This is a genomic window from Vreelandella maris (assembly GCF_013371085.1).
In the GTDB taxonomy this organism is placed as follows: Bacteria; Pseudomonadota; Gammaproteobacteria; order Pseudomonadales; family Halomonadaceae; genus Vreelandella; species Vreelandella maris.
The window spans coordinates 81,520-95,128 of record NZ_JABWCV010000016.1 but is presented as its reverse complement, the minus strand read 5'-3'; the positions used below and the strand labels follow the sequence as shown (position 1 = coordinate 95,128).

Below are 13,609 nucleotides of genomic sequence, written 5' to 3'. Positions count from 1 at the left end.
GAAGTACACCTGGCTGCCCTTGAGTGCCTATCTCTCGTTTGAACGTCTACATGAAGAGGTACACCGCTTACTCGGTGGTTACGGAACTGATCACGCGATTAATTTTGAATAGGCACTTACTCTCAGGGCGCTCATTGTTATGTTGGCACTGTTTCCATCCGCGCTGCTTGCTCAGGATGCCCATATTGGTAGCGTGCGAACGGAGTTCAAACTATTGGGCCCGAATAACACTATTGAAGTGGAGCGCTTTGATGACCCGAAAGTGCAGGGCATCTCCTGCTATCTTTCCTACTCTCAAATTGGTGGGATCACTGGCGCGGTGGGGCTTGCCGAGGAAGCTAGCGAGGCGAGTGTGGCGTGTCGTCAGACGGGTGAGATTGTGTTTGACCCAGCTGAAGTCGAGGAGCAAGAAGTAATTTTTACTCAGCGGCGCTCGGCGCTGTTTAAAAATATGCGCGTTGTTCGTATGCACGATACCGAAACGCAGACCTTTGTATACCTGACCTATAGCACCAAACTGGTAGATGGCTCGCCTAAAAATGCGATTACGGCCGTCCACTACGGTGAGTTAGGAGGCGGCCAGTAATTGACTCGTGTGTGCTTAGCGGGGTTTGCCTAGCGTTTGTGTCCAGTAGGTTGAATAGCGTGATTCTGAATCGTTTGCTTTCGCCATGCCCATTTCAGTAAAAGCGTCGTTCATGATGTTTTGGCAGTGGCCGGGACTTGATAACCAGCCGCTCACCACGGCAGATACCGAGGTATGGCCAGCGGCGATATTTTCACCGACAGCTTGCCAGCTGTAGTCTTGGTTACTGACTCGTTGCTCAATTCCACTACCATCCTGGGCGGTATGGCTAAAGTAGTCGTTCTTAGCCATGTCTTGGGAGTGCAGTTCGGCGGCTGCTTCAAGCTCACAACTCCACGTTAACGACTCCACTGCCTCAAACCGTTGGTCGCCGCATTGCCGCTGCTGACTGCGCGCCTCGTTAATCAGAGAGAGCATTTTCCGCTTTTGATCGGTGAATTCACACTGACCTTGCATGCTGGCCTTATCGCTCTGGGATTCGTCAGTTGCCCATGAGCTATTTGAGCCCATGAGCATGACAAGCATTAGGCTGAAAAGCGCCCCGTCAGCAGGGCGCTTGCTAAGGAGGTTAGCCACCGAATTTTTCATTCTCGCCTAGGTCTGGAGTGGCGTCCTTTTTGAGATTAGCTTTGGCGATCTCATAGAGCTGAAAGGTTTTACTCTCTTTGGCTTTCCAGTGTTCACCCATCTGGACTTTAACTTCAAGCAGTGCGACGTCTGGATCGTCCTTTCCTTCAGGAAACCAAGCGCCGACGAAAGGGTTCCAGTATTTTTCGATCAGATCACGGTTATCGATCAGGTTGGCTTTGCCCGACAGCGAAACGTACACGCCCTCTTCTTGATCAGAAAAACTGAGACACACATCATGATCACTCTTGGTTTCAAACACTTTTTCAGCACTGCGACGAGTAAAGAACCACAGGGTACCGTCATACTCTTCCTGCACTAAGTGCATCGGCCGAGCTCGCGGCATATCGTGATCCAGCGTAACGAGCATGCCAACTTTAATGTCTTTGATCATCTTCCAGATCTTTTGCTTATGTTCAGGGCTGGACATAGCTTCACTCTCCATATGAATTAAGTGTTGCGAGTTGCGAATAGCCATCGACAATGCTTGTACGTCGATGTTGCTAGCTACAGCCTAGCTACCATTGTCGACATCAGCAAACGCCAAATAGTGCAGGCGAGGTGGTTACTAATGCCGTGCAGGATTAAAGTGGATGGCTATACGCTTTAATGTTGATAGCAGGAGGCTGCCATGTGGTTGGGCACCGGACGCTATTGCCACTTGCCGGATGGACGGTCGAGAACCAGTGGCGGCTATACCGTATGGAGCGGCTCGACAACGACTAGGGCTTTATTGAACGCTTTCCATGACTGATATCGAGCACGAATATGCGTCTTAGTTATACAGGCCCACTACCGGAAATGGTGGGCTTTTTATTGTTGCCCCAGTATTCGATGATGGCGTTCTTTGCGGCGGTGGAGCCGCTGCGGATCGCTAACCGCATTGCCAATCGCCCGCTGTTCGACTGGACCTTGATCAGCGCGGACGGCGGGCCGGTGACAGCCTCCAATGGCATGACCCTAATGGCGGATCAGGCAACGGCGGATGTACATCATCTACCCTCACTGGCGGTATGCAGCGGCTTTACCCCGGAGGCGCACCTAACCCGGCCGTTGATGGCGTGGCTGCACCAGTTGGATCAGGCGGGCTGCTGCCTGGGCGGTATCGATACCGGGGCGTTTCTGCTCGCTGCTACCGGGTTGTTGAAGCACGAGCGGGTGGCGCTGCACTGGGAGAGCCTGCCTGCATTCCGTGAGCGATTCCCGGGGGTTGATACGACCGATGAATTGTATGAGCTTGGCGAGCGGCGCTTCTCCTGCGCAGGTGGCGCGGCGGCGATGGATATGGCGCTGGAGGTGATTGCCCGACGGCATGGTGCCAAACTGGCGATTGATGTGTCCGAGCAGCTGATTCACGATCGTATCCGCGCCCGTAGCGACCAGCAGCGCATGGCGCTGGTGAAACGCCTTGGTACCCACAAGCGGCGTGTGGTCGAGGCGGTGGCGCTGATGGAGCAGAACCTTGAAGAGCCACTTTCCCTTGAAGAGGTCGCGAGCCGTGTAGAAGTGTCAGTTCGCCAACTTCAGCGCTTATTTGAGCAGGAGCTAAACGTTACCCCGCGGCAGTGGTACTTGCAGCTGCGCATCAAGCGCGCCCGGCGACTGTTAGCGGAAACGGATCTTGCCGTGCTGGCGGTGGGATTAGCCTGCGGGTTTAACTCGTCATCTAGCTTTGCGCGTTCATTTCGTATGTATTACGGCTATTCGCCGCGGCAAGTACGCGAGGAAAACGTTTAAGGCCTAGTGTTCGTCGTGTTATGTCTGGTAAGCGTCGCCTAGTGCCTAGTAGTGGTAAGGCAGCCGCGCATACTAACTAAACCCATCTAATAAGAGGTTTAGCCATATGTCTGTCACTACTTTCTCTGCCACTACCAAGTCATTGTCGCTGAAAGCGGGGTTTCTACTCTCTGCGTTCGTTGCCACGCCTGCTATGGCAGAGCTCGATGAGCTGCGTTTCGGGGTGCCGCCGTGGCCGGGGGTGACGGTTAAGTCTGAAGTGGCTGCCCAACTGGTTGAAGTGATGGGGTACGAGACGCGCCAGCAAGATCTGGCCGTAAGCGTCATTCTGGAAGGCCTGTCGGGCAACGACCTGGAAATCTATCTGGGCGGCTGGTACCCGGTACAGACTGATATGGTCGAGCCGCTGGTAGCGGATGGCAAAGTCGAGAAGGTGGTTTCCAATATCAGCGGGGCCAATTCCGGGCTGGTGGTTCCCCAGTATGTCTACGATGCCGGCGTGACCACGGTGGCTGAATTAGCAACGCATCGCGATCAGTTCGACGGTGAGATCCAGGGGATAGAAGCGGGCACCGGGATCAATGAGGCCATTCTCAACGCCATCGATAACGACCTTGCGGGTCTAGGCGATTGGCAGCTCCGTGAAAGCTCGACCTCGGCCATGCTTGCCCAGGCGGAGCAAAAAATGGCTGACGAAGAGTGGGTCACGTTTGTCGGCTGGGAACCTCACTGGATGAACGTGAGCTTTGATTTAGCCTATTTAGCCGACAGCGATGATGCGGGCGTGGCATCCATTGAAAGCACCGTGTGGACTATTACCCCGGCAAGCCTTGCCGATGAGGCACCACAGGTGCACCGCTTCCTGTCGCAATACGTGGTGGCGATCGAGGACCAGAACGAGTGGGTGCACGAGTACAGCTACGAAGAGCGCCCGGCGGATGAAGTGGCGAACGAGTGGATTGGCAATAACCTGGATACCGTTGCCGAATGGTTAGACGGTGTTGAAACCCGCGATGGCGAATCCGCTATTGAGCAAGTGCGGGCCCAGTTTGATTCTTAATAGCTCGGCTCTTAATAGCTTGATTCTTAATAGTTCGACTCTTAATAGAACGTTTTTTACGAACTGAACGACGAAACGGCGCCTTATTAATTAAGGCGCCGTTTTAGTGTGTGGCAAAAGCCCTGCCAAGCGGCACTCATCTCGGGTAGCTGAGCTTGGGCGTGAAGCGCGCCATGTACCATCTGCGGCGCGCAGTGGTAGCCAATAGACGCCCCCGCTTGCTGCCAGAGCGCTACCGCCGTTTCGACAGGGTGTGTTAACGGATCGTGCTCTACCGTGAGCACTTCGATGGTGCTAGCAGGAGGGCTGCGATCCCGCTGGGTGGCGATAATCTTAGGGCACTGTTCGCGAATACTGAGCACATCGCTGCGTGACAACAGGGGTGCATCTTCCCCAAGACAGTTAATTGCAAGTTCGCCCACCGGCGGGTAGATCAATCCGAGCGGCGGTGCTTCATTAAGCTGATGGGCAAGGTCGATAGCCAATCGCCCGCCCGCGCTGTCGCCTACCAGTGCGACAGGATGAACCGCCTCTAGCACTGCTTGGCAGTCTGCCAACATGGCGGGGTAATCTACCTCTGGTGCCAGCCGATAGTTAACGCTTACCACCTCACGCTCAAGCAGCTGAGCCAAGCTGGCGGCGAGGCCGTGGTGGCTCTCCGCTGAGCCGATCGTAAAACCGCCGCCATGGATAAACAGCACGCAGCCTGGCGTTCGCCGTTGGGGGATAAAGCGGCGCACGCTAACACCCTCACAAATGCTATTGTCGATCCGCATTCCTGCCGGGTCGGGTGGGGCGAAGGTGCGACAAAGCTTATCGTAGGCGCGCCGCGCTTGAGGCAAGGGCAGTTCCTCCATCATGGCCAGCCCTGCGCTAAAGCGTTGAATAAAGGCGTCTACGTTCATCTTTGATGTCACCCTCAGCGTCGAATACCGATGGTGCGGCCAGCAAGCTCCGGCCAGGCATCGCTCTCTGCCCGTGGTAGTGCCGCCACATGATTTGCGACCGCTTCGGGAAACGGGCTTGGTCGTCCTGAGGCTTGCTTCATGCCCATCAGCATCTGTTCGCTGGTTGCCAGCAGGTTGCCTTCGTCATCGAACATGGCGAAAAACACGTGCAGGCGTTTTGCATCGCTATCGAGCAGTGTTAGGTCAATATTGAGCGGCTGACCTTGGTGCGCCTCGCGGCGATAGCAGAGATGAGTTTCCAGCGTGTAGATCGTGTAACCATAGTGCTCACGGCCTGCTTCGTCTAAGCCTATCTGGTCAATCAGCGCTTCGCAGGCGTGGGAAAAGACGCGGGCGTACTCCGCGTCGTTCATGTGCCCGTTGTAGTCGACCCAGTCAGCAGCGACCTGGGTTTTCAGGATGATCATTAAATACGCCCCTTTAAGCCTTCGGCTTCCGGCCAGTATTTCTGCACTGCTTCCATTAGCTCGACTAAAAAGTCATCCCTGCGGCGATCCAGCGTCGCGACCGAGCGGCCAGCTGCTTGGTGTTCGCAGCCTTCGACCACTTTATCGATTAACTCATCGGTAAGCTCGGGGGCTTCCAGCTTGGTCCAGGGTAGTTTTAAGGCGGGGCCAAACTGCTCCAGCATATGGCGCATGCCGGGTTCGCCACCTGCGAGGTGGAAGGTGAGGAACGTGCCCATTAGCGACCAGCGCAGCCCGCAGCCGTAAACCACCGCTGCATCGATCTCTTCGGTGGTGGCCACGCCATCGTTGACCAAGTGCAAGGCTTCACGCCACAGCGCTTCCATCAAGCGGTCGGCGATATGGCCCTCTATTTCACGGCGCACCACCAGCGGCCGCATGGCGAGCGACTGATACAACCCTTGAGCGCTGGCGATCTGGGCGGGCTGGGTGGCCTCACCGCCAACAAGCTCTACCAATGGCAGCAAATACACCGGGTTGAAGGGGTGAGCGACGATCACGCGCCCAGGTGCTTGCCGACACTGCTGCTGCAGGTCGGTGGGTTTGAAGCCGGAAGTCGACGAGCCAATGATGACGTCCGGTGCGGCAGCGGCATCGATAGTGGCTAAAATTTCCTGCTTTAGCGGTAGACGCTCGGGCACGTTCTCCTGAATCAGGTCCGCGCCGTTCACGGCCTCTTCGATCGTGGTCGCAAAGGTTAACCGCTCAGAGCTAGCACTGGGCGCAAGGCCAAGCTGGGTTAACGAAGCCCAGGCATTGTCGATAAACGATTGCGTGCGCGCTGGCGCGTTGGGATCCGGGTCGAAGGCGACGACGTCCCAGCCTTGGGCGAGCGCGCGGGCAATCCAACCGTTGCCAATCACACCAGTACCAATCACGGCTAAGCGGTTCATACAGCATCTCCTGACGGGTTGCGTAACTTCAGATGTGCCCGGGTTTCTGCAGGTGTCATTACTCGGGCACCGAGGTTTTCAATAATGGTTGACGCTTTCTCGACCAGTTGGCCGTTGTTTGCCAGCACGCCTTTCTCTAAAAACAGGTTATCTTCCAACCCGACCCGTGCGTGGCCACCTAACAGCACGGCTTGGGCGACCATGGGCATTTGATGGCGACCAATGCCAAAAGCGGCCCAGTTAGCGTTGGTAGGTAATTTGTTACGCATGGCCAGCATGGTTTCGGTGTCCGCTTCGGCGCCCCAGGGAATTCCCAGGCAGAGCTGGTAGAGCGGGTCGCCATCGATCAATCCCTCTTGCTGAAGCTGGCGGGCAAACCAGACGTGACCCAGATCAAAGCATTCCAGCTCCGGCTTAACACCTGCGGCTTGAACGAGGCGGGCGTGTTCGCGCAGCCAGTCAGCGGGGTTGACGTAGACCATGTCGCCAAAATTGAGGCTGCCGCAGTCCAACGTGCACAGTTCGGGGAGCAGTTCGCCGACCGGGGCGTGACGTTCGGCGGGCGTTTGGATATCGGTGCCGGAACCGCCACGGGTGGGGTCTGTGACATCGGGTATCCAGTCGCCGCCGCCACCCGCGGTGATGTTCATCACGATATCCACATCCGCTTCGCGAACCCGCTCCATTACCTCACGAAAATGCTCGGTAGAGTGGCTGATGCCGCCGGTTTCCGGGTCGCGAACGTGGATGTGCGCGATGCTGGCTCCGGCGCGGGCAGCTTCAATGCAGGACGCCGCGATGGCCTTGGGCGTCACGGGGACGTTGGGATTCTTGGCGGTGGTTTCGCCTGCGCCAGTGACGGCACAGGTGAGGATGACATTGCGATTCATGGCGTGCTCTCTACTTAGCAGTTTATTCGCTGACTAGTGTGTCGCGCTGAGCCATAAAGAGTTGTCGAAAAGCGACATTCAATATACGTAACAGACATTTTTCGCCGTGCGCTTATTACTCAGCGTTACCTGCCGTGATGCTGCGGGTAGGAAAATTTTAGACAAGCAATTATTGACAAAGAGTATTGACCGCCCTGATTGCCGATCTAAACTCAATGAGCGCGTGCAATGTAAATAAAAATTACAAACAACGTAAGGAAGGAGAGCTTGCCATGTCCCCCAAAACCACTCTGCGACCGCTATGTGCAGCCATCGCCTCTGCGGTAATCGTCGGCTTCCCAGCGGTCACGACTGCCAATGAACCTGAACTCAGCCAGACTGAGGTGTTAACCGGTCTTGAAAACCCTTGGGATATGGCCTTTCTGCCCGATGGGACGATGTTTTACACCGAACGCTGTCTTGGGCTTTCGGTACGGCTCCCCGATGGTGAAGTAGAGCATCTGCTAGGCATGGAAGGCACGGAGGAGTACGCCACCACCGCCGATGATCTTGTTTGCGAAGGTCAGGCCGGGATGAACGGTGTGGCCATCGACCCCGATTTTGACGAAAACCGCACCGTCTACGTCTACTCTGCCTCCAACATGTCTGAGCCACGCACTAACCGTGTGCTGCGCATGACGGTAAACAGTGATTTCACTCAGGTATCGGATCGTACCGACATTGTCGAGGATATTCCGTACAAGCCCGCTGCCACCGACCACCCGTTCGGCGATGCTGGCGCACACAATGGCGGGCGTATCCGCTTCAGCCCCGAAGATGGCTACCTTTATGTGACCACTGGCGATAACCATAACAGTGAGATACCGCAGTCACCGAAGCTTCTTGGTGGCAAGGTGCTGCGTATCGACCAGGATGGTAAGGCTGCCGAGGGTAACGAATCGCCTGAGGGCTTCGATCCTCGCATCTATACTTATGGGCACCGCAACGTACAGGGCATCACCTTCCACCCAACTACTGGACAACCGATTGTGACGGAACACGGCCCCTGGCATTCGGATGAGATCAATGCGCTAGTTAATGGTGGTAATAGTGGCTGGGATCCGAAACCCAACATGGCGGGCCGTGGCGACTGCCCGGACGATTATTGCGGTTATGAGCCCAATCAGACCGAGGGGATGGATCCAAAAGAGCGTGCGGCCTATATGCCGGTGACCGATACCGAAACCTACCCTGACGCTATGCAGCCCGCTTGGCAGAACGATGGGCTTTCTCAAGGTATCTCGTCTGCCGAGTTTCTTGTCGGCGAGCAGTGGGGCGATTGGGACGGCCGTTTGGTTGTCGGTTTTATGGGCATCGGTTTCGGCGGTACGCCGGTGGGGCAGCGTATTAACCTGATTGATATCGCGGAGGATGGTCTTTCGGTCAATGACGTTGCCAAAATGCCGGTGCCCATGGGAGCTGCTCGCTTCCGTTCATTGGTACTGGGCCCGGAGGGTGATCTTTATACGGCGGTTGATGAAGGTAGCATTTACCGCATTACCCCAGAGTGAGTTATTGGCAGCCGCGCTGGCGTATGCCAGTGCGGCTGCACAATTGACTCAATCCGCCTCACGCTTTTTGTTCAAGACCACACGACTGGGAAAAGGCCATAATGAATACGTCACTGTTTATCGTCATTGCGGCTGCGCTGGCGATGGGGTCGGCTACAGGTCAGGCGGCAGATAAGTCCGCCGGAGAAGCGCTATTTGCCGACGCATGTGCCCAATGTCACGGACCAAACGGGAAGGGAATGGCTAGCTTTCCATCTCTTAGCGGTCGGGATGCGGAGTATATTACCTCCCGCCTTGAAACGTACCGGGCCGGTGAAAAGGTGGGATCAAACTCCTTTCTGATGATCCCCAATGCTACCGATTTATCGGATGATGATATTGCTAATCTAGCTGCCTTTATCGCAGAGAGCGCCGAGTGACATGGCTGCTTAAACATAAATTACGCCACTTTCTTATTAATATCCTGTCATTTCCAGATAACCCTCGCCAAGCGGTTCGCCGCTGGCGCGGTCACTGATCTCCACTTCACCCTCCCAGTACGGCACGCTGGTGGTCATCCAGCGGTTGGCGTAGGGCGCTTCAACATTGATATCGACGCTCGCTGAAGGCACTTCCAGTCGCCAGCGGGTGGGAATGTCGCGCCCGGCCACAGCCGACGTTGCCAGCGGCGTCATGATGAAGTCGGTATTGGCCAATGGAGTGGGTTCACCTTGCGGGGTAATCCAGGTGCCCGAGCGATAGTCAGCGCCTTGCTCTTGATCCGTGTTGTCACCACCGCCACGTAGCTGAAACGCCATCAGCTTATGACCATCGTTAAAATGCAGCGATAGCCAATCCCAGCCTGACTGACGGGCATCGAGTAGCTGGCTGCTCCATTCGCGATCGAGCCAGCCTCGCCCGTTGACAGCTTTGGTCTCGCCGTTAAGGGTGACATTGCCGTCTATCTGCCAGAAAGGTTGGCTGTAGTACATAGAGCCTTGACCATTGGCGGCTTTCTGACTGAACCCTTGTTGCCCATGTAATACCAGCGGCCCTTGGGCGGTAAGCGTTAACGAATAGCCAAAGCGCGACTCGTCTTCGCCGCTATAGGCGGTGAGCGTTAGAGGGCTAAAAGCGTCGCTGCCAGCTTCTCCACTCGCTTTAAGCTGCCAATCATCTAACCAGGCATGAAAGGGGCTAGAGATGATGCCTGCTTGGCTATCCTGGTGGACGCTCAGGTCGGCCTGAGAGTGGCTGCGCCCGAAGCGCTCGGCCACTTCGTGCTGTTCTCCTTGGGAGATCGCCATATGGGCCATCCAGAGTTGGTCAGCCGCCCAGGGTGTGGGAGCAGGGCGCTCGCTGGGCGGCATTAACGCTTGACGAAAAAGTGTCCACTGCAGGCCAAGTGGCTCGCCAGAGGCATCTTCTAAGTTGGCAGTTAAGTACCACCACTCGATACGGTAATCCGGGTGTGCAGCGTGATCCGTTGGAAACGTAAGTAACTGGTTTGGCTTGGCATATTGAAAGCCATCAGCCTCCTGGCCCAACCCGGCAAAGCCTGTGTCAGCCGTCGACGTTGATTCTTCTGAACTGCAGCCGTAAAGCATCAGCGTTGCGGTGAACGCCAGTAGAAGACGGAAGTTTTGCAGTCGACTTAAGCTCATTGATTTAGGCTCACTGATTGGCCTCTTCTGCTAGTAACGTGCGCGGTGAGGCACGCCAAAAGCGCAGCGCAGGCAGTGCTGCAGATAACAGCGCCACGGCAACCGCGGTCGCCAGGGTGACAGCCATTTCCCAAGGGAATAGATGAAGTGGTAAGCGCCAACCAAAGGCAGCCACATTAATGATCGCCACCAAGCTCCAGGTGATCGCGATACCCAGTGGCAGTGCCAGCAGGCCAGTGACCAATGCCGCACCCCCCAGCTGTACCAAACTAAGCTGGGCCAGCTGTGCCCTAGGAACACCCAGCGCCCAGAGCGGTGCTAGCTGTTGGCGTCGGCTGCGGGCCTGGGCAAGCAGGCTGGCCAGCAGCGCCAGGGCTGCTACCGCTAAGGTCAGTACATTCAGGGCACGGGTAATGGTAAAGGTGCGCTCGAAAATCTCGGTGGCGATGCGCTTGATCTCGCGTTGGTCGCTAAGGGCATCGCTGCCCAGGCCAAAGCGCTCGGTAAGTGCTTCACGCAGGGCATCCACATCGGCATTGAGATGCAGCACCACGCCCATCGAGCTAGGCGGGGCATTAAAGCGCGCGGCAAGCTGGGGCGATGCCATGAGAACCTGCCCGCTGGGATTGCCATAGTCAGGGTAAGTCGCGGCGATGGTCAGCGTTTCACTGACGCCCGGCGCGCGAAGGTTTAGCTGGTCGCCGGGGGAAAGATTCTCAGCAGTAGCGAGTTGTTCGTTAACAAAAGCCGCGCCATGGCTGAAGTCTGCCCAGGCAGTGTCGCGGTCTTGCTGGGTCGCCAAGAGCGGCCAGTGAGGTGTCAAAGATTCGCCTGGCGTAATGCCATAAAGCTCGATAGGAGTGCCCAAAGCGCGACTGCCTTTGGGCGTGATGATGGACTCAAGGATGGCCTCGCTTCGCCGAGTGAGCAGGCGTTCTGAGACGTCAGGATGATCAGCCAGCCAAGCATCAATATCAGTATATTGCTCGGCGGGAGCATTCAAATAGAGGGGGGCGACCAAACGCTGATCCAGCCACTCTAAAAAGGTGAGACGAAAACCACCGACCATACTGCCGACCCCTAGATTGGTCGCCAGGGCGATGAGTAGGGCCATCATGGCAAGCGAGATCTTGGGTAGCTGGAGCTGCATATCCGCCAGTGCCCAGTGAACCAACGGGCGTCGTCGGGCGAGATGTGTCAGCACTTTCAATACGAGGGCTAGCAAGGGGGGGAGCCACAGTGCGCTGGCCAGAAGTAACGCGGCAACCAGCGCAAAGCCTGCCACTAAGCCATCGCCTGGGGGCTGAAAGCGAAGCCAACCATACAATGCTAGCGCAACGCCCGCTACGAAAGCGCCGCCGATACTCATCAACATTAACTGCCGACGGTAACCACTTCGCCATGCCTGCATCTGGCCTAATTCCAGCGTGTTTAAGCGTGCAGCGCGCCATAGCACGCCGCCGCCCGCCAGCAGTAGCCCACCAAGGCTAACCGCTAGCCCACCGACCCAGTAATGCCAGGGTAAGTTGAGCTCTCTGCCAACGCCTGCGCCATAGAGTGAGCCTAGGGTGGCCGCTACATCGGGCAATAATAGGCGTGCCAGCCATACGCCGCTTGCGATGCCAGCAGCGGCACCTATCAGGCCGAGCAGGAGTAGTTCTACGCTGAGCGCTAGAACCAGACTACGCCCTGAGACCCCCAGTACTCGAAGGGTGCGCAGCATACCCAAACGTTGCTCCAGGGCCAGACCTAATGCGGCCTGCACGATAAATAGCCCTACGACCCAAGCGAGTAGCCCCAACGCCGTAAGGTTTAAGTGAAAACTTTCGGTAAGTTGACCGGGGGTGGCAATACGAGTGGCACGGGTGAGCGTGAATCCGGCCGGCGCCTCCGCCAGTGCTCCCGGCGCGGCCACAAGGCGCGTGATTTCTTCACCGCTTTGAAGTAGCCGTGCTGCAGCGGCGATATCCATTATCAGCGTGTCCGGCGGTATCGCTGGTGCTAATACAAGAGGCGGGAGTGCTTTGCCGTTCGCAAGGGTCGTGGTGGCCGTTAAGGCATCGGGGGCTGCACGCGTTTGCCACGGCGCGGTCATGAAGTCCGTTAACGATCCCGAGGAGTCTGCTTGGGCCAGCGGGTTATTATTAGCCAGGGTCAGCGGATCAATGCCGATCAATGTTAGCCGGGTGCCATCTTGAGTGACAACTTCACCCTCTAGCATGGGCGAAACGGGCAAGCCCGCTTGCCGTAGGGCGTGATAGTCCGCACGAGTGAGGGGAGCGCCATCGCGTCGCTCAAGCTGATCCAACTGGGTATCAAACATGGCGTCCGCGCGGGCGTAGCTATCGCGAGCCGTGGCGTTGATGGCTTGAATGCCACTCCATAGAGCGCTAGCTACCCACAGGCCGAGTAGTAGCATGGCTAATTGGCCAGGGTGACGCCGATAGTGAGCGAGCAGCGTCGCCAGCACCGTGGGCAGGGCTTTGATCATAATTCCGTGTTAATCAGTTGTCCGTGGCGTAAACGCAGGCAGCGGTCCAGCGGGGCGGCCACTTGCGGGCTGTGGGTCACGACTAGAAGAGCGCACTGGGTTTCGCGGACAAGGCTTAATAGCAGTTCAAGCACTTCACCTGCGGTGGTTTCATCCAAGTTGCCCGTCGGTTCGTCGGCTAGTAACAGCGGCGGGCGCGGGGCTAAAGCGCGGCCAATGGCCAGGCGTTGTTGTTGCCCGCCGGAGAGCTGTTCCGGGTAACGTTTTTCCAGCCCCTCTAGCCCCAGCCGTGCGATTAAATAGGCTGTCCAGTCGGTATCGTCACGGTTGGCCAGACGCGCCTGAAGGCGCAGATTGTCGATGACCGTTAGGCTGGGGACTAAGTGAAATTGCTGAAATACTAAGCCCAATTTTTCGCGGCGTAGCTTGGCGCGGTCGGATTCGGCTAGCGTCGATACGTTCTGTCCCGCGAGTGTGATACTGCCCTGATCAGGCAGGTCCAAACCGGCAGCAAGATGGAGGAGAGTGGATTTACCGCTTCCCGATTCGCCCATTAATGCCAGGCTTTGGCCGGGTGCCAAGCGAAGGGAGACATCGTCGAGTACTTTTAGCGGGCCTTGAGGCGTCGTATAGGTTTTGTGTACCTGTTGAAGTTCCAGCATAGGCTGCTCTTTTTACTGAGGTAAGGCACTAATCG

14 protein-coding genes and 1 pseudogene are annotated in these 13,609 nt (G+C 56.7%); 6 read left to right on the top strand and 9 right to left on the bottom strand.

Annotation, left to right across the window (positions count from 1 at the left end):
• Together HUO07_RS14565 and HUO07_RS14560 are read left to right on the top strand one after the other, a co-directional pair.
• Positions 1-112, top strand: a pseudogene (locus tag HUO07_RS14565) (IS630-like element ISHsp2 family transposase); the annotation flags it as partial.
• A gap of 27 nt (positions 113-139) precedes the next feature.
• Positions 140-586 carry a CreA family protein gene (locus tag HUO07_RS14560; protein WP_176304197.1) on the top strand — a complete coding sequence of 149 codons (447 nt, stop codon included), beginning with the start codon at positions 140-142 and terminating at the stop codon, positions 584-586.
• Between the two features lie 15 nt (positions 587-601).
• Here the strand turns inward: HUO07_RS14560 and HUO07_RS14555 are convergent, their stop codons facing one another.
• Positions 602-1,162: a CAP domain-containing protein gene (locus tag HUO07_RS14555; protein WP_340162503.1), complete on the bottom strand. Its 561-nt coding sequence runs from the start codon at positions 1,160-1,162 to the stop codon at positions 602-604.
• A complete protein-coding gene (locus tag HUO07_RS14550; protein ID WP_008960033.1) occupies positions 1,155-1,643 on the bottom strand; it encodes a pyridoxamine 5'-phosphate oxidase family protein in 489 nt (162 codons plus the stop codon). Before HUO07_RS14550 ends, HUO07_RS14555 begins: the two co-directional genes overlap by 8 nt.
• 338 nt (positions 1,644-1,981) lie before the next feature.
• Between HUO07_RS14550 and HUO07_RS14545 the strand changes: the two genes are divergently transcribed.
• On the top strand, positions 1,982-2,950 hold the full coding sequence (locus tag HUO07_RS14545) for a GlxA family transcriptional regulator (protein WP_176304195.1): 969 nt from the start codon (positions 1,982-1,984) through the stop codon (positions 2,948-2,950).
• 106 nt (positions 2,951-3,056) lie between these two features.
• A complete protein-coding gene (locus HUO07_RS14540; RefSeq protein WP_176304194.1) occupies positions 3,057-4,010 on the top strand; it encodes an ABC transporter substrate-binding protein in 954 nt (317 codons plus the stop codon).
• Positions 4,011-4,096: 86 nt separating this feature from the next.
• Here the strand turns inward: HUO07_RS14540 and HUO07_RS14535 are convergent, their stop codons facing one another.
• Genes HUO07_RS14535 through HUO07_RS14520 form a run of 4 tightly spaced genes read right to left on the bottom strand, consistent with a single transcriptional unit; the run spans position 4,097 to position 7,228 of the window.
• The gene (locus HUO07_RS14535; protein ID WP_176304193.1) at positions 4,097-4,915 is read right to left on the bottom strand and encodes an alpha/beta hydrolase; all 819 of its coding nucleotides are present in this window, start codon (positions 4,913-4,915) and stop codon (positions 4,097-4,099) included.
• 14 nt (positions 4,916-4,929) lie between these two features.
• A complete protein-coding gene (locus HUO07_RS14530; RefSeq protein ID WP_176304192.1) occupies positions 4,930-5,385 on the bottom strand; it encodes a thioesterase family protein in 456 nt (151 codons plus the stop codon).
• Positions 5,385-6,338 (bottom strand): L-carnitine dehydrogenase, encoded by a 954-nt coding sequence (locus HUO07_RS14525; RefSeq protein WP_176304191.1) that lies wholly within the window; start codon positions 6,336-6,338, stop codon positions 5,385-5,387. Before HUO07_RS14525 ends, HUO07_RS14530 begins: the two co-directional genes overlap by 1 nt.
• Positions 6,335-7,228, bottom strand: coding sequence for a beta-keto acid cleavage family enzyme (locus HUO07_RS14520; protein ID WP_176304190.1), 894 nt, complete (start codon positions 7,226-7,228; stop codon positions 6,335-6,337). Before HUO07_RS14520 ends, HUO07_RS14525 begins: the two co-directional genes overlap by 4 nt.
• A gap of 272 nt (positions 7,229-7,500) precedes the next feature.
• On the opposite strand from HUO07_RS14520, the gene HUO07_RS14515 reads away from it, so the two are divergent.
• Together HUO07_RS14515 and HUO07_RS14510 are read left to right on the top strand one after the other, a co-directional pair.
• Entirely contained in the window at positions 7,501-8,778 is a 1,278-nt protein-coding gene (locus tag HUO07_RS14515; protein WP_176304189.1) for a PQQ-dependent sugar dehydrogenase, read from the top strand.
• Between the two features lie 101 nt (positions 8,779-8,879).
• Positions 8,880-9,197: a c-type cytochrome gene (locus HUO07_RS14510; RefSeq protein ID WP_176304188.1), complete on the top strand. Its 318-nt coding sequence runs from the start codon at positions 8,880-8,882 to the stop codon at positions 9,195-9,197.
• 36 nt (positions 9,198-9,233) lie between these two features.
• Here the strand turns inward: HUO07_RS14510 and HUO07_RS14505 are convergent, their stop codons facing one another.
• From HUO07_RS14505 to HUO07_RS14495, 3 genes are read right to left on the bottom strand one after another with little or no spacing between them, the layout of a single operon-like run.
• A complete protein-coding gene (locus tag HUO07_RS14505; protein WP_176304187.1) occupies positions 9,234-10,421 on the bottom strand; it encodes a lipocalin-like domain-containing protein in 1,188 nt (395 codons plus the stop codon).
• 10 nt (positions 10,422-10,431) lie between these two features.
• Positions 10,432-12,912 (bottom strand): ABC transporter permease, encoded by a 2,481-nt coding sequence (locus HUO07_RS14500; protein WP_176304186.1) that lies wholly within the window; start codon positions 12,910-12,912, stop codon positions 10,432-10,434.
• A complete protein-coding gene (locus HUO07_RS14495) occupies positions 12,909-13,574 on the bottom strand; it encodes an ABC transporter ATP-binding protein (protein WP_176304185.1) in 666 nt (221 codons plus the stop codon). Before HUO07_RS14495 ends, HUO07_RS14500 begins: the two co-directional genes overlap by 4 nt.
• Positions 13,575-13,609 lie beyond the last annotated feature (35 nt).

What these genes read in the sequence shown, in the direction of transcription:
- HUO07_RS14540 (WP_176304194.1), top strand. Translation starts at nt 3,057, where the DNA reads ATGTCTGTCACTACTTTCTCTGCCACTACCAAGTCATTGTCGCTGAAA.
- HUO07_RS14495 (WP_176304185.1), bottom strand. Translation starts at nt 13,574, where the DNA reads ATGCTGGAACTTCAACAGGTACACAAAACCTATACGACGCCTCAAGGC.
- HUO07_RS14550 (WP_008960033.1), bottom strand. Translation starts at nt 1,643, where the DNA reads ATGTCCAGCCCTGAACATAAGCAAAAGATCTGGAAGATGATCAAAGAC.
- HUO07_RS14505 (WP_176304187.1), bottom strand. Translation starts at nt 10,421, where the DNA reads ATGAGCTTAAGTCGACTGCAAAACTTCCGTCTTCTACTGGCGTTCACC.
- HUO07_RS14515 (WP_176304189.1), top strand. Translation starts at nt 7,501, where the DNA reads ATGTCCCCCAAAACCACTCTGCGACCGCTATGTGCAGCCATCGCCTCT.
- HUO07_RS14500 (WP_176304186.1), bottom strand. Translation starts at nt 12,912, where the DNA reads ATGATCAAAGCCCTGCCCACGGTGCTGGCGACGCTGCTCGCTCACTAT.
- HUO07_RS14520 (WP_176304190.1), bottom strand. Translation starts at nt 7,228, where the DNA reads ATGAATCGCAATGTCATCCTCACCTGTGCCGTCACTGGCGCAGGCGAA.
- HUO07_RS14525 (WP_176304191.1), bottom strand. Translation starts at nt 6,338, where the DNA reads ATGAACCGCTTAGCCGTGATTGGTACTGGTGTGATTGGCAACGGTTGG.
- HUO07_RS14560 (WP_176304197.1), top strand. Translation starts at nt 140, where the DNA reads ATGTTGGCACTGTTTCCATCCGCGCTGCTTGCTCAGGATGCCCATATT.
- HUO07_RS14545 (WP_176304195.1), top strand. Translation starts at nt 1,982, where the DNA reads ATGCGTCTTAGTTATACAGGCCCACTACCGGAAATGGTGGGCTTTTTA.
- HUO07_RS14510 (WP_176304188.1), top strand. Translation starts at nt 8,880, where the DNA reads ATGAATACGTCACTGTTTATCGTCATTGCGGCTGCGCTGGCGATGGGG.
- HUO07_RS14530 (WP_176304192.1), bottom strand. Translation starts at nt 5,385, where the DNA reads ATGATCATCCTGAAAACCCAGGTCGCTGCTGACTGGGTCGACTACAAC.
- HUO07_RS14535 (WP_176304193.1), bottom strand. Translation starts at nt 4,915, where the DNA reads ATGAACGTAGACGCCTTTATTCAACGCTTTAGCGCAGGGCTGGCCATG.